The sequence below is a fragment of the Edaphobacter acidisoli genome, from assembly GCF_014642855.1.
Lineage (GTDB): Bacteria > Acidobacteriota > Terriglobia > Terriglobales > Acidobacteriaceae > Edaphobacter > Edaphobacter acidisoli.
In genome coordinates this window covers 1844406-1863191 of the sequence record NZ_BMJB01000001.1, presented here as the reverse complement: position 1 = coordinate 1863191, position 18786 = coordinate 1844406, and the positions used below count along the sequence as shown (strand labels likewise).

Genomic DNA, 18786 nt, shown 5'->3' with positions numbered 1-18786 from the left:
CCGGTTAGCGAGTCCGTGGCTAACAGAATCGGCCACGGATTTTGTGCGTTTCGTGCAGATCTACTGACGTACTGACTTGCTGACTCGCTAACCTGCCATCGGGGGTGCGATGTAGCCGAAGTCGCGCTCGATGGCTGCGGCGATGCTGAGGACGAGTTCGTCTTCGTGTGGGCGGCCTGCGATCTGTATACCTATCGGTAGACCTTCGGTGGAATGGCCGACGGGGACGACCGCTGCGGGTGAGCCGAGCAAGTTGAACCATTGGGTGTAGCGCATCGCGTCGAGGTAGTCGACTTGTTGGTTGTCGATGGTCCAGCGGCGCTCGCCGTGGTGGAATGCGGGGATGGCGCAGACTGGTGTGATGAGGATAGGGAAGCGGCGCATCTCTTCGAGAAGTTTGCGGCGGATGACGTCGCTTTCGGCCCATGCCTGGAGGAGCTCATCGCCGGTGAGGGGTGAGTCTTTGCGGGCGATGTCTAGGAAGCCTCGAAATGTTGGGCTGAGGTCGGATTCGCGGCCTCGGATGATGGGCGAGAAGAACATCGCGCCGCAGCGCACGAAGAACTTCCACCAGAGTTGGCGCGCTTGTTCGAGCGCGCGAGGACGAAATGGTTCGACATGGAAGCCCTGGCGACGGAGCGAGCGTACGGTTTCGCGGATGGCTTGGTGAGTTTCAGGCGTGACAGGGGTGTGGCCGTCGTCTTCAAAGAAGCCAATGGTGATGTGCTTCAAGTCTTCTTCGGTATAAGTGCGTGGAGAGACGGGTGCGCCAGTGGGGTCGGTTTCGTCTTGTCCGGAGATGACGCGGTAGAGCAGCGACACGTCTGCGATGGTGCGGGCCATGGGGCCGACAGTGCCGATGAGTGAGAACGGGCCGACGCATGGGGGAAGATGGCCTGCGGCGGGGATGCGTCCGGGTGTGGGTTTGAGCGCGCAGATGCCGGTGAAGTGCGCGGGGGTGCGGACGGAGCCGCCGCCGTCGCTGCCGAAGCCTGCTGCGGACATGCCTGCGGCGATGGCTGCGGATTCGCCTCCGCTTGAGCCGCCTGCGGTGCGGGTGAGGTCCCAGGGGTTTGCGGTGCGGCCATAGAGAAGATTGTCGGTCTCGTAGGCCATGAGGAACTCGGGGCAGTTGGTGGTGCCGAGAATGATGGCTCCGGCTTTGCGCGCGCGCGCGACGATCACGGCGTCTTCGGTGGGTGTGTGGCCCTTGTTGATGAGGCTGCCGGTTTCGCAGCGATGACCTGCGACGGAGATCGAGGCTTTGACCGTGATGGGAAGGCCGTGCAGTGGGCCTTTTGTACTGGAGCGTTCGAGTGCGGCGGCTTGTGCGCGGACGCGGGCGGGGTCGAAGTCGACCAGCGCGTTGAGCTGCGGGTTGAGTTTTTCGATTTGGCGGATGTGTTCTTCGGCCAGCTCAAGCGGAGAGATTTTGCGCGAGTCGAGAAGCGAGAGCAGCTCGACCGCGGGCTTCGTCAACAGGTCGCTCACTTTGGAGTGCTCCTGGTGGGTTCGCCGGGAGTGGAGGTGGTGGGCACGTAGTCGAACTGATAAAGCTTTGTGGTGTCGGGCGCGCCGGACTCGAAGCGGTTGTTCCACTGGAGCTCGTAGGCGATGTGTGCAGCGTCGCTCGGGTAGTGTTCGCTGGATGGATAGGGATAGGTGGTCATGCGATGGAAGGGCATCGCCCCGACGGTGAAGGGGCTGCCTTCGTAGAAGTCCATGTCTTTGACGAAGCCGTTGGCGTAGAAGAAGTAGTCGCGCACCCAGCCTTTGGGCAGTGTGGGTTCGGCGGCGGCGTTGAACTCGAGGTCCATGTCTTCGCCGGTGCCGAAGATGACGAACTCGTCGTCGATGTGGCGGAGCAACGGAGTGACCTCGCCGTAGCGAGTGTATGCTCCGCGCTGCGGAATGAAGGGGCCGGTCTGGCTGATGTGCTGGTAGTTGTAGTTGAGGTCACCGGGAGTCTTGCCTTCGAGCTGCTGCGGGTAGCCGCGGAAGGCGAGGTTTGCGGAGGTGAGTGGAAGCTCCGTCTGGTGGATTCGCGTTGTCGTTGCCGGGTCGTTGTCGACGAGCGCCTGGTCCCAATAGATTTGCAGGTTTGTGGTGATGCGGATGCGCTGACTGTCTGCGGGTAGTTTGTGCGTGAGATCGACGACGACGGTGCGCGGCAGGCCGGCGGGGAAGCCCATGTCGTTGTCGATGCGCTTCCATGAACCGTCGGGGAGCTGCGCTTCAACGTATGGGGGGATGGGTTTGATACCAGCTTGCCACGCGGCGTACATCGAGCTGGCGGAGAAGTATTCGACGTAGCCGTGGAGAAGCAGACGGAGTGGATTGGCGGGATTCCATGCTCCAAGGTCGAGTGTCAGCGTGTGTTGGTTTGCGAAGCCGTCGAATTTGAGATTGGTGAAGTCGCGGACGTAGTGGTGGTCGATGCTGGTGAGCTCGGGGAGGACGTTGTTGCCGAGGTCGTCCCACGCACCTTTGGGCAGGTGTGCGTGCGCGGCGATGATCGTTTTTGTTTGCGCGAAGGGCGGCTCGCTGAGGAAGCCTTCGTTGGGATAGACCTCGGTGCCTGCTGGATGATCGATGGCGACGAGGCGTACCTGATCGATGTAGTTGACCTCTTCCATGGGCTCGCCGAAGCGGAGTGCGAGCTTGCCGTTGCGTGCTTTGAGTTGTGCTCGGTCGATCTTGATCCACTCGTCGGGGTCGGGGACATTTCGCTGGCGCGGCGCGACCCAGTGGCCGACGACGCCTGCGCCGATGACGTCGGCGACGAAGGTGAACTTGCTGCCGTTCCATGCGAAGAGCGTGGGGCAGGAGCTACCGCGGCGGTCGAGCTCAGCGAGCACGAGGCGTTTGGCGGCGGAGACGTCGATCTCGTCCTGCGGGACGCCGGTGGGCCAGAGCAGTCGCACGAGGTCGGCTTTGTCGGCGGTTCCGAGACCGGCGATGATGTCGTCGGGTGTGGTGACCTCCCACTTCTGCCACATGTCGTTGGCGAAGACCTGGACCTTGGTGCCGATGGCGCTCTTGTTGTCGGCGAGGCCTTTGAGCGAGATGCGGAGGGAGTGGTTCTTGTTGCCGCCCTGGTTGAGCAGCGCGATGGAGGCGCCGTTCTGCTGCGTGACGACGAGGTCGGTGGCTCCGTCGCCATTGATGTCGGCTGCGAGCAGCGTGCGCGGCGCGTTGAGATTGAGGGTGTCGAGCTTGAGTTGCGCGCTTACGTCGCTAAATCCGTCGGCACCGAGGTTGCGGAAGATGCGCAGGGCAGGTCCGTTTGCGGTTTCGATGAGAGCGGCGAGGTCGATCCATCCGTCGTTATCGAAGTCGAGCGCGGCGACGCTGTAGCCTGCGGTCGCATCGTTGATGGGAAGTGTGACGCGCTCGAAGTGCTTGCCATCAACGTTGCGCCAGAGCGTGACGCCTGGCGCACCTGCGTGGGTGAGCGCGACGTCCATCCAGCCGTCTTTGTTGAAGTCGAGTGTGGTGACGCTGGTAGTGGGCGGCAGTGTGTCTGTGTAGAGCGGCAAGGCTTTGAATGTGCCTTCGCGTGGATTCGCGTAGAAGGTGGGCGCGGCGCTGGAGCCGGTGACGAGCAGATCGACGGCGCGGTCGTTGTTCAGGTCGGAGAGGATTGCTTGTGTGGTGTTGTCGTTGCCTGCGAGGCCGGTTGGCTTGGTCCACTCGGTGAAGGTCTTGTTGCCGTTGTTGCGCCAGAGGACGTTGGAGCCGAAGCCGTTGGCGGGCGAGCCGGTGACGAAGAGGTCGAGGTCGCCGTCGTGATCGAAGTCGACGAAGATGAGGCCGGTGGGATGATTCGCTGGCGTGATGCCTGAGTCTTTGGTTACGTCGGCGAACTTGCCGTTGCCGAGGTTGCGGAAGAGCAGGACGCGGTCGCTCATGGCGAGTGCGATGTCGGGCAGGCCGTCATTGTCGAAGTCGCCGACTGCGCAGGCGACGCCGTCTCCGCTGATCGTGATGCCGGTCTGCGCGGATGGGATGAGGTCGAAGCTGCCCTGGCCGTTGTTGCGATAGATGCGCACGGCATCTTCGCCGTGGCCCATGAGAACGAGTGCGGGATTGCCGCTGTTGTCGAGGTCGATCAAGCATGCGCCGGGATGTGCATTCGTGCCGGGTTTTGTTTCGGCTGGCGACTCCCATGCTTTCGTGAAGGTGACGGGGATCATCGGTGGGGCTTTGAGTGCGCCTCCTGGTGCATCTTCGGTGGTGCCGAGGATGCCTTCTTCGCCGTAGTTGTGCGAGAAGGGAGTGGAGAGCTTGGCGGTGACGATCTGGCGGAAGCGGTCGAATGCGGCGCGGGCGTCTGCGGCTTTGCCTTCGCGTTGAAGCGCCCGGGCGAGGCCGAACTCGGCGGAGGCGTGTGTTGGGTTGAGATCGAGCGCTTTTTGATATTCGGTGACGGCCTCGGGGAAGTTGTGCAGTTCGAACTGGAAGGAGCCGAGGAAGTAGTGGGTGTCGGCGTTCGTGGGGGCAAGCGTGGCCGCGCGCTGGAAGGCTTTGAGTCCGTCCTGAAGCTGGTTTTCGCTGCGGTAGAGTATGCCTAGCACGTACCAGGTGCGCGGGTCGTTGGGGTTTTGCTGCGCGGAGTGTTCGAGTGCGGCATTCGCTTCAGGGAGCTTTTGCAGATAGAGGAGCGCGATGCCTTTGTTGGTCTCGGCGAGTGAGAGTGTTGGGTCTACTTTGTAGGCTGCGTCGAATTTGTCTACGGCTTTGGCGAGCAGCTGCTGGCCCATCAGAGAGGTGCCGACGTTGTTGAGCGTGGCTGCCTGTTGGTGCGTGGTGGCGTCGGCGGCGAAGGCATGGGATGAAAAGGGCAAGAGCATGGTCGCGCATATTGCGACGGACATCAGGGCGTGTTTGATCTTTGCTCTTGAGGGCTTTTGCGGGCTTGTTGCCATCTTCATTCCTCTCATCGTTGCCGCGCGTCTTATTGTGTATTACGGAGCGCTGCGCGCAGTTCCTCGCTGACGTGCGCGATCTCATCTTCCGTTATCCGGTTGAAGAACGGTAAGGCTATGGTACGGCAGGCTTCTGCCTCAGTCACGGGTAGCACGGCGTTGCGCCATGCGGAGTAACTGGGTTGTAGATGGATCGGTGCGAAGTAACGGGCGCAGCCGATTCCTGCCTGTGTGAGGTGGGCAATGATTGTGTCACGGGCGTTCGCGGAGAATGTCGCGTCGAGGCGGATCACGTAGACGAACCAACTGATGCGGCTGTGTGTGGCTTCGAGTGCGGGCAGGATGAGGCCGTCTGTGTTGGCGAGATGTTTTTGGTAGAGCCGGGCTACTTGTTCACGGTGGGAGAGGATCTCCTCGATGCGGTTGAGTTGCGCGAGGCCGAGGGCGCAGTTCATCTCGGAGAGGCGATAGTTGTAGCCGAGTTCGGTGTGCTGCAGCCAGTCGTTGCTGTCGTAGCGGCCCTGGTTGCGTAGGGCGCGGATGCGTGCGGCTAGATCGGTGCTGCGCGTGACGACCATGCCGCCTTCGCCGGTGGTGATCTGCTTGTTGGGGTAGAAGGCGAAGACGGCGGCGTCGCCGAAGGTGCCTGTTTTTTCCCCGTTGTGCTCTGCTCCGAGCGCCTCGCAAGCGTCTTCAATGATGCGGAGGTTGTGGCGGCGGGCGATGTCGAGGATTGCGGGCATCTCGGCTGGGCGGCCAAAGGTGTGGACTGCGAGGATGGCGCGCGTGCGTGGCGTGATGGCTCGCTCGATTGCGGCTGGGGAGAGGTTGAGCGATTCGCGGTCGATGTCGACGAAGACGGGCGTGGCGCGTTCGTAGCGGATGGCGTTGGCTGCGGCGATGAAGGTGAATGAGGGGACGATGACTTCGTCGCCTTCGCCGATGTTGAGTGCTCTCATGCACAGGTGCAGTCCTGCTGTGCCGGAGCTGACGGCGACTGCGTGCGGAGTGTCGATGTAGGTGGCGAAGGCTCGCTCGAACGCCTCCATCTGAGGGCCGAGGCTCAGGTGCGAGGTGCGGAGGACCGCGGTGACGGCTGCGATTTCGGCTTCGGTGATGTCGGGTGAGGAGAGCGGGATCTTCATGGGTGCGTTGCAGGAGTTGCGCGCTTGCGGAGGAGTCTTTCGAGCGGCGCGGTGGTGAGCACTTCGACGATGCGCTCGGCGGCGTGGCCGTTGCCGTAGGGATTGGCCATGCCGTGGAGGGATTTGCGGAAGGCGTCGCTTTGCGCGATGGCGAGTTTTTCGAGGATGGCGCCTGTGCGTGGTTCGGCGTCGAGGATGTTCGCGGCGCGTTCGCGTCCGTACTGGCGTAGGCCGATGTTGACGACGGGGAGCGCGAAGGACGCGGCTTCCATGATGCCGCTGCTGGAGTTGCCGAGCAGAAGGCTGGCGTGGCGGAGCAGGCTCCAGTAGGTGACTGCGGGCAGGTTGACGAAGAGGCGGGCGTTTGCGTGGTACTCGATGAAGGCGCGGGTGCGCTCGATGAGGTGGTGGCTGCCTGCGTCGGCGTTGGGGTAGCAGAAGATGATGGGGCTGGTGGTTTTTTCGAGTGCGGCGAAGAGGGCGTCGGCTTCTTCGGTGGTGTCGTACAGGATGGTTACGGGATGGTAGGCGACGATGATGGGTGGCTCGGCGAGGTTGATTGCGAGCTTCTCTTCGAGCTCGGCACGTGTGAACAGCTTGCTGCGGCGGAGGTGATCGAGTGAGGGCGCGCCGGCGTGATGGACGCGCCAGGGTTCTTCGCCCATCGAGATGACGCGGGCGCGGGCGGCTTCGGTGGAGGTGAAGTGGAGGTGCGCCATCTTGGTGAGGGCGTTGCGGACGGCGTCGTCGATGGCGCCTTCGCTGACCTCGCCGCCTTCGATGTGCGCGACCGGGATGCGGAGGGTGAGAGCGACGCTGGCGGGGGCGAGCATCTCGTAGCGGTCGGCGATGAGGAGCAGGAGGTCGGGGCGCATCTGGGCGAGCGTGTCGGTGAGGGAGAGGATGGCGAGGCCGAGGGTCTTGGCCATGCCGACGTCGGTGTCGGAGTGGAGGAGGCACTCGATGCGGGCGGCGACGGGGAAGCCGTCGCGCTCGATCTCGGAGACGGTGGCGCCGAACTGGGGGGCGAGGTGCGCGGCCATGACGATGAGCTTGAGGTCGACGCCGGGGTGGGCGGCGAGGTCCTTGAGGGGCCAGTAGAGGTGGCTGTAGTCGGCGCGGGACGAGGTGACGACGGCGATGGTGCGCTTCATGCGGGGACCGCCTGGGTGAGCTGGTTGCGGAGGAGTTGGCTGGGGCGGTAGCGGGGGACGAGGCTCTGGACGGCGTCGAGGAGTTGCGGGAGGTCGTGGCGGAGGATGGAGTCCTCGAGCTGGGAGAGGTCGGGTTGGGGTGTGGGGGTGTGGATGGTGCGGAGCGGGAAGCCGGGGTTCTCGGTGAGGGTCTCGTCGGCGGCGAGGAGGGTCTCCTGGAGCTTGTCGCCGGGGCGGAGGGTGGTGAAGGTGATGGGGGTTTCTGGATGGGGGCTCTGGGCGATGAGGTGGCGGGCGAGGTCGAGGATGCGGATGGGTGGACCGGGGTCGGGTGCGAGGAGTCCGGGGAGATGGAGTGCGGTGAGGATGGAGTCGACGGTCTCGGGGAGGGTCATGAAGTAGCGGCGGGCGTCGGGGTGGGTGACGGTGACGGGGCCTCCCTGGGAGATCTGGGCGAGGAAGGTGGGGACGACGCTGGCGGAGGAGCCGAGGACGTTCGCGAGGCGGACGGCGTGGGTGCGGGGTGAGGCGAGGAGGATGAGCTCGGCGATACGCTTGGAGGCGCCCATGAGGCTGACGGGGTCGGCGGCCTTGTCGGTGGAGACGAGGAGGAGGTGCCGGACGGCGTGGCGGGCGGCGACGGTGGCGAGGGTCCGGGTGCCGAGGGCGTTGGTGGCGAGGACGGCGAAGGGGGTGGTCTCGCCTTCGGGGACGTGCTTGCGGGCGGCGGCGTGGAGGACGATTTCGGGGCGGTGGAGGGAGAAGATCCGGTCGAGGGCGTCGGGGTCGGTGACGTCGGTGGGGGTGGGTCCGGCGAGGTCGAGGGGGATGGGGTCGGCGGCGGCGAGGGTGAGGGTGTGGAAGAGGGCGGAGCCGATGGAGCCGGAGGCTCCGGTGACGAGGATACGGCGGCCTTCGAGGTGAGGGCGGTGACGGTGGGCGACGGCTTCGAGGGTGGGGGTGGGGCGATGGAGGAAGCCGTCCCAGGGACCCCCCTCCCCCGTGTTTTTGTGCAAAGTATTCATTTGACTTGTCTTAAGTCTGGACTTCGCGAGGGTGGCGGTGGGGGATGGCATGGAGCGTTGGTTTTTATTCTCCTGTATTTAAGTGTAGCTGACGGGGAAAACTAAACCGCCACGTGGAAGTCGTTTGGATTGAAGGGGTTGGTTGATTTTGGGGCTTGACATGCGATTTTGCTGGGAAAAATGGTGGTTGTGGCGCGGGGAATTGGGGTCGTTTCGCCCTGCGGGCTTCACTCCGGCCTTCGGCAGAGCGGAATGCGCTTCGCGCGGTTTGTTTATGGCACGGCTGAAGCCGTGCCCTTCCACCTTGGTGGTGATGACGTTGCGATGATGGGGAGCCCGCGCGTTTGTGAGAGAGATAAACGCGGATTCCCTTCGGGAATAACAAACAAAAAAAGACGGAGACAAGGGGGCTTAGGAGACGGTGGTGTTGGGGTGGCTGGCGGGGTAGGCTCCGCTAGCGCGGGAGGCGCGGTAGAGTCGCCAGACGCCGAGGGCGCAACTGAGAGCGATGATCGTCCAGATGGCGATCAGGATGGGGTGGGCGTATTGGGCTGAGAGGCGGTTCCAGAGGTGGAGGATGTGGCGTCCGTAGTGGAAGCCGAGCCATACGGCGATGGTGTGACGCACTGCGCGGCTGATGGTGAAGGTGGTGAGGAATTGTTTGCGCTCCATGTGGATGGCGCCGGCGGCGAGGACGAACGGGCTGAGCGGCATGGGCGGCGGCAGGAGCGCGGGCAGGGCGACGGAGAGGATGGCGTGGCGCTCCATCCAGTCGCGGATACGCTTTGCGGTAGCGGCAGAGAGGCGTCTTTCCATGAAGGCGACGCCGCCGGAGTGTCCAACCTGGTAGCTGAGGTAGCCTCCTAATGCCGAGCCCGCGGTGGCGATGGGGATGAGGAGCAGCCAGTTGTGGTGCTGGGCGGCCATGACGATGATCATGATGTCGGTGATGCCGGGCAGCGGGAGTGGGATGAAGGATGCATCGACGACGGCGACGGCGAAGAGGCCGAGCAGGCCGAAGCTGAAGAAGAGGTGCAGGAGGGCGTTCGAGTGCCGTCGCCCAGGTTGGGCGGCCTCGGGTGCGAATGCTGCGGCGAATCTGGCGAGGCGATCCAGCTTCATGCTAATTAAGACGCTCCGGGGCAGGGCTGGAGAGAGTGTAATGCACGCGGGGTGTTTTGAATGAGGGGTTTTGCTGGGGGTTCTTGTTAAGTTTCCCTCTGGATTGAGGGTGTTGGCGAGATGTTGGGGGTTGTGGCTGAAAGGGTTGGAGGGTATGGGTGGGTTTGGTGGTGTCGGGGTCCTTCGACTCCGCTCCCTGCGGTCGCTTCGCTCAGGATGACGGCTGGTTTGGGAGTGATGCGCAAAATGAAATGCAGGGTGCTCTCCACATTCAGGTCGAGATGACGTGGGTTGGCGAGATGTTGGGGTTTGTGGCTGAAAGGGTTGGAGGGTATGGGTGGGTTTGGCGGTGTCGGGGTCCTTCGACTCCGTTCCCTGCGGTCGCTTCGCTCAGGATGACGCTATTGGTGTGTATTTCTAGAGGAAGCGCAGGTTGGGGAGTGGTGGCAGGGATTCGACTTCGGCGGCGTACTGGCGGAAGAGCTCGATTGTGCGGATGCAGTCGTCGTTGAGGGTGTAGTGGATGTTTTCGGTGAGGTAGTTGTGGATGATTGCGGAGGAGAGTGGGAGACGTGGTGTCCACTCTTCGACGATCTTGTCGATGTTGGCGAGGCCGTGGTCGCGGGAGAGTTCGAGGTCGGCGGTGAGGCTGGCGGGGGTGAAGCCGTTTGGCGAGAGCGATTCCGGGCGGACGGCCCAGACGGCGGCGACCCAGGGAAGGCCGGTGCGGGTGCGCCACTCGTGGGCGAGATCGATCCACTGGCATGGGCCTGCGGCGGCTTCGATGGTGGTGCGGGATTCGAGCGCGAGCAGGGCCGGGTCGCCGATGAGGATGGCTGCGTCGGCTTCGCGGAGCATGACGATGGGATCGGCTGCGGCGGGGATGAATTGTGGGTGGTTGTTGGAGAATTTGCGGAAGAGGATGTCGGCGTAGGCGAGGGAGCTGCGGGAGGCGGTGTCGGCTGCGACGGTGCGGACGGTGGAGAGGGTGTGGCCGGCTTTGACGAGGAGCAGGATGGAGCGGACGTGGTCGAGCGAGGCGATGGTGCAGCCGGGGACGATGGCCAGCGCGGGAGTGAGCGAGGCGATGGGGATGAGGCCGAGGTCGGCGCGGCCGGAGAGGAGCTCGTCGGCGCAGCGGGAGGGTTGGGTGTAGTGGAGGGTGTAGCGGGTGGCGAGGTGAGAGGCGAGGGGAGGGTGCTCGAAGTTCCACATGAGGGGAGCGGGGTTGAGGAAGTTGATGGCGGCTACGCGAAGCTTGGAGGGTGCGGGTTGTCTACTCAAGGATTGCCTGTTCTGGATTGCGGGTTCTGGGGACCTGTATTTTTCCTGCGGGCTGCTCTGACTTTTGTCATTGTGTCGCGGTGCAGGCATTCTCTAGTTTAAATGGATACAGGTGACAGAGATACGATGCAGCGGAAGATTGTGGGTTTTTATCAGGATGAGGAAGGCCACTGGACGGCGCAACTGGAGTGCGGACATGGGCGGCATGTGCGGCATAATCCGCCGTGGGAGATGAGGGAGTGGGTCACGACGGAGGCTGGAAGGATGCAGTGGGTGGGGAAGATGCTGGAGTGTAAGAAGTGTGAGGATGAGGCTGTCCGGACGGAATGATGGGGTGGTTGTGGCTGAAAGGGTTGGAGGGTATGGGTGGGTTTGGTGGTGTCGGGGTCCTTCGACTGCGCTCCCTGCGGTCGTTTCGCTCAGGATGACGGGGTGTGAGTTTGGGTGAAAGGAAAACGATTCGAGCTTCGCTCGAATTTGCCATGTCTCGGAAGCGAGACCCTTCGACAAGCTCAGGGCAGGCTATGGGGAATCCGCGCTCTTTTGCTGGGAAAAATGGTGGTTGTGGCTGAAAGGGTTGGAGGGTATGGGTGGGTTTGGCGGTGTCGGGGTCCTTCGACTGCGCTCCCTGCGGTCGCTCCGCTCAGGATGACGGCTGGTTTGGGAGTGATGCGGAGCGTGCGAATGCGGAAGGTTCGGGCTGTGCGCGAATGCAAAAGCAGGTCCTCCCGCTGCGCGGAAGGATGACAACTAGATGACAACTAGTGGGAGTGGAGAAAAGTAGATCCTCCCGCGTGCGGAAGGATCTGTTTGTTTGAAACGGCGTAGGGCTAGGCGACTTCTTCGATGGGGACGACTTCGACGGGGCGCTGGAGGCACTGGTCGAGCAGGCCGGGTCCGGCGGGGTGGTGCTCCCAGCCTTTGCGGCTCATCCAGACATCGCGGCTGGACCAGACTGTCTGGACGACGAAGATTTTTTTGTTGGTGGTGAGTTGGAAGAGGTCGCAGGCGACGCAGGATTTTTCACGGCGAGTGAAGGAGACCAGGCGCTGGAGCTCGAGGCGCATGAGGGCCTCGGTGCCGTCCTTGGCGCGGAAGGTGGAGAGGTAGGACACGGTGGTGTTCATGGGGAGACTGCCTCCAGTAAAAGTGGAACAATTTGGCGTCGAGAATCCGGCGCTGTTTTCAGATGCAGGCCAACATAGACGGCGGCAGTTGCTTGAAGTAAGGTCTTTGCGGTATAAATACGGCATTCTTAACAGGTAAAGTACCGGCCTCAAGTTTTTGATTTTGCTGGATTTGCGAGGGGATGGTTCAGGCTGCGCGGAAGCTCGGGTAAGATACTTCCGGCGAATGAAACGACTATGTCATCGGAGATTCCATCTGCGGATGTGGGCACGAGTACGGGGGAGATTGACCGCGCGCTGATCGAGCAGCAGCTCGAACGGATGCTGGCGAATCGTCACTTCAGCCATAGCCGACGGTTTCCGGCGTTCCTGCGCTTTGTGGTGAACAAGGCGCTGGCGGGTGAGCTGGACGAGCTGAAGGAACGCACGCTGGGCGTCGAGATCTTCGGACGGAAGGCGGACTATGACACCGCCTCGGACCCGATTGTGCGGGTGACGGCGGCGGAGATTCGCAAACGGATTGCTCAGTACTACCAGGAGCCGGGGCATGAGGCGGAGCTGCGCATCTCGCTCGATGCGGGATCGTATGTGCCGCAGTTTCACTGGCCGAAGGATGCGCATGAGGCTCATGGTGACGCTTCTGCTGCGTTGAACGGTGAGGGTGTGCGGGCGGTCGAGCGTGTGCACGGGGCGCGGCGGTTTCTGCTGTGGTTCGGGGTTCCGGTGGCTGCGGTGGCGGCGCTGGTGGTGCTGGGGTTTGTGCTGGGTTGGAGGACGGAGCATCCGTCGCCGGTGGACTTCTTCTGGGGGCCGGTGATGAATGCGGGGAATCCGGCGCTGGTGTGCATTGTGGACCAGGCGCAGACGACGAATGTTGCCGTGGATGCGCAGAATCCGGACCACCAGATTGAAGTGCCGACACAGATGAGGGACGTGAATAGCGATGACTTGTCGGCGATTGTGAAGGTGGGCGGGCTGTTTCGCGCGTATGGCAAGGAATACGCGATGAAGGGGACCGAGGACACGTCGCTGGGTGACCTGCGCAATGCGCCGACGATCTTTATCGGGGCGTTCGATAATGTGTGGACGATGCGGTTCACGAAGCCGCTGCGCTTTCACTTTGGGAACAATCCATCGTTCGATAAAGAGTGGATTGTGGATGGGCAGACGGGCAAGCAGTACTTTACGGACCGGCCTGTGCTGGAGACGAACAACGATTATCGCGAGTATGCGATTGTGGCGCGGTTTACCGATGTGGATACAGGGCAGATCGAGGTGATCGTGGCGGGGATTGGGCAGGGCAGCACGCTGATTGCGGGCGATTTTCTGACGAACTCCACGTACCTTGCCGAGCTTGAACGCGACGCTCGCGCGGCGGGGAACAAGCAGAACATCGAGGCGGTGTTGAGTACGCAGATTATTAATGGACAGCCAGGCACGCCTAAGATTGAGGCGACGTATTTCTGGTAGGGCGGTCGGGTTTTTTGTTGAGTAGATTTTGAGTTCATTGGGTCGAGCAGAGCAGGATGACTGAGACAGAGTTGGAGTTGAATCGGCTGGCGTGGATGGCGCTGGCGTTGACGCCGGGGATTGGTGCGGCGCGGACGCGGAAGGCGGTCGAGCGGCTGGGCGCAGCGGAGCGGGTGTTTGAGGCTGCGTTGACCGATCTGGAAGGCGCGGGGATGCCCGGTGCGTCGGCGCAGTTTCTCTTCGATGGCAGGGCGCGGGCTGCGGCGGTGAAAGAGCTGGAGCGCGTGGCTGAGGCGGGTGGGACGATTGTGACCTTCGAGGATGAGGTCTATCCGGACCGGCTGCGCTCGATCTACGATCCGCCGGCGGTGCTTTGGGTGCGTGGGAGTGTGGAGCTGCTGGCGCGGCCGGGGATTGCTGTGGTGGGCACGCGGAATCCAACGCCATACGGGGCGGGGATGGCGGAGATGCTGGCGCGGGACCTGGCGCAGCGGCGGTTGACGATTATCAGCGGGATGGCTCGCGGGGTGGATACGGCGGCGCATAAAGGTGCGATTGAGGCTGGGGGAAAGACCGTCGCAGTGTGGGGGACGGGGATTGATGTGATCTATCCGAAGGAGAACAAGAAGCTGGCCGAGCAGATTGTGGCGAGTGGCGGGACGATTGTGAGCGAGTATCCGATGGGGACGTTTCCTGCGCCGCAGAACTTTCCGATTCGCAACCGCATTCTGAGCGGGATGAGTGTGGGGGTGCTGGTGATTGAGGCGGCCGAGTTCAGCGGGACACGGGTGACGGCGCGGCTGGCGGCGGACCAGGGGCGGGATGTGTATGCGGTTCCGGGCAACGTGACGAACAAGAATGCCTGGGGTCCTAACACGTTGATAAAGCAGGGCGCAAAGCTGACGGCGACGTGGGAGGATGTGTGGGAAGACCTGCCTTCGCAGATACGGATTGGGCTGGAGGACGAGCTGGAGGCGGCGAGGGGCAGTGAATCGAAACCGAAGGAGGCTGCATCCTTATTTAACGATCCGCCGCTGCCGGAGCATCAGCAGAAGGTTTTTGATGTGTTGCGGCATGACGAGTCGATGCAGTTGGACGAGTTGATGGAACGGCTGGAGCCGGAGCTGGGGTCTTCGGAGGTGTTTGCGGCGTTGTTTGAGCTGGAGCTTGCCGGGCGGGTGAGACAGATGCCGGGGAAGAATTATGTGCGGGCGTTTTGAGGCTGAGTGACCGCAAAGGCGAAAGCGAAATACAGGGGTCTCTCCACTCCGCGCTGCGCGCTCCGGTCGAGATGACGTGTTGCGAGGGACGGTGAGCGTCCGGCAGGGATGGCGTGAGTTCTGGGGCAATGATTTGAGTCAGAGCGGCGTCGATTTTCAAGCGAGTACAGTAACCGGTAAAGACCGAGATGCTGATGACAGAATCTGAACATTTGCTAAGTTGCCTGCAGTGTTTTGGTTAGCTGCTACAGGCGAGGATCGGGGAGCCTGTGGATAAGTGACGGCGGGGGATGACCTTTTCGGGCTGGTTGCGTCAGTTCAGGGACTATATATAGATGACGCGCCGGCGGGAACCGTGTTAGGTTCCGTAAGGTAACAGGCATGTGAAGGGAACGTTTCGCTTGGGCGGAGCGTTTTGGTTGTGAAGGGACGGAATGAGTAAATCACTGGTGATCGTGGAGTCGCCCGCGAAGGCGAAGACGATCGGAAAATATCTCGGCTCGGATTACACGGTGGAGGCCTCGATTGGCCACATTATGGACCTGCCGAAGAACGACATTGGAGTGGAGCTCGAGAACAGGACGTTCGAGCCGACGCTGATTGTGTCTCCGGGCAAGGAGAAGGTGGTCGAGCGGCTGAAGAAGCTGGCTTCGAAGGCGGAGCGCGTGTATCTGGCGCCTGACCCGGACCGCGAAGGCGAGGCGATTGCCGCGCACCTGGCGATGCAACTGACGCCGGTGGTGAAGGACAAGTCGAAGGTCCGGCGGGTGACGTTCAACGAGATTACGAAGAAGGCCGTGCAGGAGGCCTTCAGCCATGCTCGCGATGTGGACGAGAACCTCGTCGATGCGCAGCAGACGCGGCGTGTGCTGGATCGGTTGGTGGGGTATCAGGTGTCGCCGCTGCTGTGGGACAAGGTGCGGCGCGGGCTTTCGGCGGGACGGGTGCAGACGGTTGCGCTGCGTTTGATTGTGGAGCGCGAGGCGGAGATCAACGCGTTCAATCCGGTGGAGTACTGGAACATCGATGCTGATCTTGAGCCGGGCGGGAAGCAGATGTTTACGGCGCGGTTTGTCGGCGTCAATGGCGTGCCTTCGCGTGTGGCCAATGGCACGGATGCAGAGGGCAAGGAGCAGTTTATTGCCAACTCGCTGCCGGACCAGGAGGCTGTGGATGAGGTTGTCCGCGAGCTGAAGGTGGCGAAGTGGAGCGTGCGCTCGGTTGAGAAGAAAGAGCGGCGGAATAATCCGAAGGCTCCGTATACGACGAGCAAGCTGCAGCAGGATGCTGCGGGACGGCTGGGATTTAATGTGCGCCGGACGATGGGTGTGGCGCAGCGGCTGTATGAGGGTGTGGAGATTGGCGCGGATGGGACTGTCGGCCTCATCACGTATATGCGTACTGATTCGACGCGTGTGAGCCCGGATGCGATTGCAGAGGCTCGGGAGTATATCGGCAAGCTGGGTAAGGCGTATCTGCCGGAGAAGCCGAATACGTATGCGGGCAAGAAGCAGGAGCAGGCGCAGGATGCGCACGAGGCGATTCGTCCGACGAGCGTGAAGTACACGCCGGATTCGATTCGGAAGTATCTTTCGGACGAGCAGTATCGCTTGTACAAGCTGATCTGGCAGCGGTTTGTTTCGAGCCAGATGACGCCTGCGATCTTCGACCAGACGACGGTGGACATTGTGGCTGCGGCGAAGCTGAAGTATGATTTTCGCGCGACGGGCAGTGTGCTGAAGTTTGAAGGGCACCTGAAGTTTGAGGAAGAGAACAAGCGAGCGAGAGAGGCGGCGAAGGCTGAGGCTGCGGCTCGTCCTGCTGATGCGGACGGTGATGACGAGGATGATCGCCGGCTGCCGGAGTTGGCTGATGGCGAGGCGCTGCGGCTTGCGGAGTTGCATCCGGAGCAGAAGTTTACGCAGCCTCCTCCGCGATACAACGAAGCGAGTCTGGTGAAGACGCTCGAAGAGAAGGGAATCGGGCGGCCTTCGACGTATGCTTCGATCATCAACACCATTCAAGACCGCGATTATGTGAAGAAGATTCAGGGGAAGTTTATTCCGACGGAGATCGGCACGGTGGTGACGAAGCTGCTGGTGAAGAACTTTCCGTACATCTTCGACACGGCGTATACGGCGACGCTTGAGGGCGAGCTGGATGCGGTGGAAGAAGGGCATGAGCGCTGGACCGATCTGCTGAACGGCTTCTACGACTACTTCGAGAAGGAGCTGAAGGTCGCGGGCAAGAACATGGAAGATGTGAAGCGCATGGAGCAGAAGACGGATGAGGTCTGCGACAAGTGCGGAAGCCCGCTGATTTTGAAGTGGGGTAAGTTTGGCAGCTTCTATTCGTGCTCGAACTTCACGAAGACCAAGCCGATGACGGTGGCGGCTGGGCCGTGGAAGAAGGATTCGAAGGCAGTGCTCAAGAAGATTACGAAGGCGCTGCACTATCCGGTTATCGTGAAGGCGATGGCGGAGGATGTGACGGAGTTTTCGAAGGAGACGCACGACGCGAAGGAGCTGACGGCCGCGATTACGGAGGCGATGGCGCTGGGCAAGAAGGTGACGGCGGAGCAGTTCAGCTGCGACTTCACCAAGGAGAACTATGCGGCGAAGCCGGACCTGAGCGCTCCGGGCGCGGATGAGGCACCGGAGGAAGAGGCGTGCGATAACTGCGGACGGACGATGGTGCTGCGCAATGGGCCGTGGGGGCCGTTTATGTCGTGCCCGGGGTATAACGACGATCCGCCGTGCAAGACGATTCGCAAGCTGCATCAGAAGGTGCAGCAGAAGCCGCCAGTGCAGTTGGACGAGAAGTGTCCGAAGTGCGGCAAGCCGCTGCTGTTGAGGAATGGGCAGTATGGTGAGTTCATCAGCTGCAGCGGGTATCCGAAGTGCAAGTACATCAAGCAGGAGCTGCTGGATGTGAAGTGCCCGAAAGACGGCGGCGATATTGCCGTGCGCAAGACGAAGCGCGGGGATGTGTTCTATGGGTGCGTGAACTATCCGAAGTGTGATTTTGCATCGAATCTGAAGCTGGTGAATCAGATATGTCCGAAGTGCGACAGCGCGTATGTGCTGGAAGTGACGAACGACAAGGGGACATACCTGGTCTGCCCGAACAACCGCGAGGCGCTGCCGAAACGGCGGAAGAAGAAGGGCGCTCCTGAAGAGGAGCCAACGACTCCGCTGTGCAGTTACCAGAAGAAGATAGCGGGCCCGGCGAAGGCGCCGGCCCTGGAGAAGCCAGACCCGGAGAAGACCCGGGCCGTGGTGGAGAGTGTGGCCTAACCGAAAGGATTCAAATGGCGACGACGGCAGATGCGGAAGTGGTGTTGAAGTTGTATGACCTGCGGCGGGAGGAGTCGCTGCGGCTGGCTCGGCGGTTTATGACCTTTGAGTTCAATCCGAAGACACATGAGGAGCTTTATGCGGTCTCGCGGGACCCGAAGTCTGACAAAAATGTGTTCTGGCGGCAGGCGTTGAGCTACTGGGAGATGGCAGCTTCGCTCGTGAACACTGGCGCGATCGACCCGGAGCTGTTTCTGGCGTCGAATGCGGAAGGCATTCTGCTCTATGCCAAATTCCATCACTTTCACGCGGAGAGCGAGAAGGAAACGAACAACCCATTCATGAGGCAGACAGCGGCGCTGATCGATAAATACGACTCGGCCAGGAGACGATATGAGTTTTTCCTGGAGCGGTTTGGGCCTGCTCCGGTAACGGCTTAGAGCCATCCGAACGGGAGAATGCACGGCCCCAAACGGGGCCGTGCACCGTTTTTGCCGCAAATGCGGTAAAATAGGGTAGAAGCAGGCCTGACTGAGCGTGGATTCATGGCCGCAGGTTATTGAAAATACGCAGGTAATCGACTATGGCAAAGGCAGTATGGAATGGTCAGACACTGGCCGAGAGCGAAACTTTCGAGACGGTTGAGGGAAACATTTACTTTCCGGATGAGACGGTCAAACGGGAGTTTTTGCGGCCTAGCTCGACGACCTCAAGCTGCCCGTGGAAGGGGCTGGCGCGGTATTACACGATCGTTGTGGATGGGCAGGAGAACCAGGATGCGGCCTGGTATTATCCCGACCCGAAGCCGGCGGCGCGCAGCGTGAAACACCATACTGCGTTTTGGCGTGGGGTTGAGGTTACGAAGTAAGGTTTCTGAGTTTTTGATTTTGGCGGGAGAGGCTTGGCCTCTCCCGCTTTGCTTTTTGGGTGGGTGCGGTTGTCAAGATGTCGAGGGTTGTGGCTGAAAGGGTTGGAGGGTATGGGTGGGATTGGCGGTGTCGGGGTCCTTCGACTG

14 protein-coding genes are annotated in these 18786 nt (G+C 61.7%); 6 read left to right on the top strand and 8 right to left on the bottom strand.

Features of this window, described 5'->3' with window-relative positions; genetic code table 11:
- Positions 1-87: 87 nt before the first annotated feature.
- The 7 genes from IEX36_RS07525 to IEX36_RS07495 all read right to left on the bottom strand — a co-directional run bounded on the left by IEX36_RS07525 (position 88) and on the right by IEX36_RS07495 (position 10658).
- Positions 88-1491, bottom strand: a complete 1404-nt coding sequence (locus IEX36_RS07525) for an amidase (RefSeq protein WP_188758657.1) — start codon at positions 1489-1491, stop codon at positions 88-90.
- The gene (locus IEX36_RS07520) at positions 1488-4934 is read right to left on the bottom strand and encodes a CRTAC1 family protein (RefSeq protein WP_229668784.1); all 3447 of its coding nucleotides are present in this window, start codon (positions 4932-4934) and stop codon (positions 1488-1490) included. Before IEX36_RS07520 ends, IEX36_RS07525 begins: the two co-directional genes overlap by 4 nt.
- A 23-nt stretch (positions 4935-4957) precedes the next feature.
- The gene (locus IEX36_RS07515) at positions 4958-6073 is read right to left on the bottom strand and encodes a DegT/DnrJ/EryC1/StrS family aminotransferase (protein WP_188758655.1); all 1116 of its coding nucleotides are present in this window, start codon (positions 6071-6073) and stop codon (positions 4958-4960) included.
- Complete coding sequence (neuC, locus tag IEX36_RS07510; RefSeq protein WP_188758653.1) at positions 6070-7227, bottom strand: UDP-N-acetylglucosamine 2-epimerase; 1158 nt, start codon at positions 7225-7227, stop codon at positions 6070-6072. The genes IEX36_RS07515 and neuC overlap by 4 nt, the downstream gene beginning before the upstream one ends.
- On the bottom strand, positions 7224-8252 hold the full coding sequence (locus IEX36_RS07505; protein ID WP_188758651.1) for a polysaccharide biosynthesis protein: 1029 nt from the start codon (positions 8250-8252) through the stop codon (positions 7224-7226). The genes neuC and IEX36_RS07505 overlap by 4 nt, the downstream gene beginning before the upstream one ends.
- 411 nt (positions 8253-8663) lie before the next feature.
- A complete protein-coding gene (locus IEX36_RS07500) occupies positions 8664-9374 on the bottom strand; it encodes a YqaA family protein (RefSeq protein WP_188758649.1) in 711 nt (236 codons plus the stop codon).
- Between the two features lie 417 nt (positions 9375-9791).
- The gene (locus tag IEX36_RS07495) at positions 9792-10658 is read right to left on the bottom strand and encodes a menaquinone biosynthetic enzyme MqnA/MqnD family protein (protein WP_229668783.1); all 867 of its coding nucleotides are present in this window, start codon (positions 10656-10658) and stop codon (positions 9792-9794) included.
- A gap of 126 nt (positions 10659-10784) precedes the next feature.
- Between IEX36_RS07495 and IEX36_RS07490 the strand changes: the two genes are divergently transcribed.
- Entirely contained in the window at positions 10785-10988 is a 204-nt protein-coding gene (locus IEX36_RS07490; protein WP_188758646.1) for a DUF3565 domain-containing protein, read from the top strand.
- 500 nt (positions 10989-11488) lie between these two features.
- Here IEX36_RS07490 and IEX36_RS07485 read toward each other — a convergent pair whose 3' ends face one another.
- Entirely contained in the window at positions 11489-11785 is a 297-nt protein-coding gene (locus IEX36_RS07485) for a putative quinol monooxygenase (RefSeq protein ID WP_188758644.1), read from the bottom strand.
- A gap of 237 nt (positions 11786-12022) precedes the next feature.
- Here IEX36_RS07485 and IEX36_RS07480 point away from each other — a divergent pair, with 237 nt between their 5' ends.
- The 5 genes from IEX36_RS07480 (at position 12023) to IEX36_RS07460 (ending at position 18639) form a co-directional block, all read left to right on the top strand.
- The gene (locus IEX36_RS07480) at positions 12023-13255 is read left to right on the top strand and encodes a hypothetical protein (RefSeq protein ID WP_188758643.1); all 1233 of its coding nucleotides are present in this window, start codon (positions 12023-12025) and stop codon (positions 13253-13255) included.
- Between the two features lie 56 nt (positions 13256-13311).
- Positions 13312-14475, top strand: coding sequence for a DNA-processing protein DprA (gene dprA, locus IEX36_RS07475; RefSeq protein WP_188758641.1), 1164 nt, complete (start codon positions 13312-13314; stop codon positions 14473-14475).
- A gap of 434 nt (positions 14476-14909) precedes the next feature.
- Positions 14910-17771 (top strand): type I DNA topoisomerase, encoded by a 2862-nt coding sequence (gene topA / locus IEX36_RS07470; protein WP_188758640.1) that lies wholly within the window; start codon positions 14910-14912, stop codon positions 17769-17771.
- 14 nt (positions 17772-17785) lie between these two features.
- Positions 17786-18211, top strand: coding sequence for a DUF4760 domain-containing protein (locus IEX36_RS07465; RefSeq protein WP_188758638.1), 426 nt, complete (start codon positions 17786-17788; stop codon positions 18209-18211).
- A 143-nt stretch (positions 18212-18354) separates the two neighbouring features.
- Entirely contained in the window at positions 18355-18639 is a 285-nt protein-coding gene (locus IEX36_RS07460) for a DUF427 domain-containing protein (RefSeq protein ID WP_188758636.1), read from the top strand.
- Positions 18640-18786: the final 147 nt, after the last annotated feature.

Excerpts from the sequence above, each read along its gene's own strand:
- IEX36_RS07505 (WP_188758651.1), bottom strand. The coding sequence starts at position 8,252 with ATGAATACTTTGCACAAAAACACGGGGGAGGGGGGTCCCTGGGACGGC.
- IEX36_RS07490 (WP_188758646.1), top strand. The coding sequence starts at position 10,785 with ATGCAGCGGAAGATTGTGGGTTTTTATCAGGATGAGGAAGGCCACTGG.
- dprA (WP_188758641.1), top strand. The coding sequence starts at position 13,312 with ATGACTGAGACAGAGTTGGAGTTGAATCGGCTGGCGTGGATGGCGCTG.
- topA (WP_188758640.1), top strand. The coding sequence starts at position 14,910 with ATGAGTAAATCACTGGTGATCGTGGAGTCGCCCGCGAAGGCGAAGACG.
- neuC (WP_188758653.1), bottom strand. The coding sequence starts at position 7,227 with ATGAAGCGCACCATCGCCGTCGTCACCTCGTCCCGCGCCGACTACAGC.
- IEX36_RS07480 (WP_188758643.1), top strand. The coding sequence starts at position 12,023 with ATGTCATCGGAGATTCCATCTGCGGATGTGGGCACGAGTACGGGGGAG.
- IEX36_RS07515 (WP_188758655.1), bottom strand. The coding sequence starts at position 6,073 with ATGAAGATCCCGCTCTCCTCACCCGACATCACCGAAGCCGAAATCGCA.
- IEX36_RS07520 (WP_229668784.1), bottom strand. The coding sequence starts at position 4,934 with ATGAAGATGGCAACAAGCCCGCAAAAGCCCTCAAGAGCAAAGATCAAA.
- IEX36_RS07465 (WP_188758638.1), top strand. The coding sequence starts at position 17,786 with ATGGCGACGACGGCAGATGCGGAAGTGGTGTTGAAGTTGTATGACCTG.
- IEX36_RS07460 (WP_188758636.1), top strand. The coding sequence starts at position 18,355 with ATGGCAAAGGCAGTATGGAATGGTCAGACACTGGCCGAGAGCGAAACT.
- IEX36_RS07485 (WP_188758644.1), bottom strand. The coding sequence starts at position 11,785 with ATGAACACCACCGTGTCCTACCTCTCCACCTTCCGCGCCAAGGACGGC.
- IEX36_RS07500 (WP_188758649.1), bottom strand. The coding sequence starts at position 9,374 with ATGAAGCTGGATCGCCTCGCCAGATTCGCCGCAGCATTCGCACCCGAG.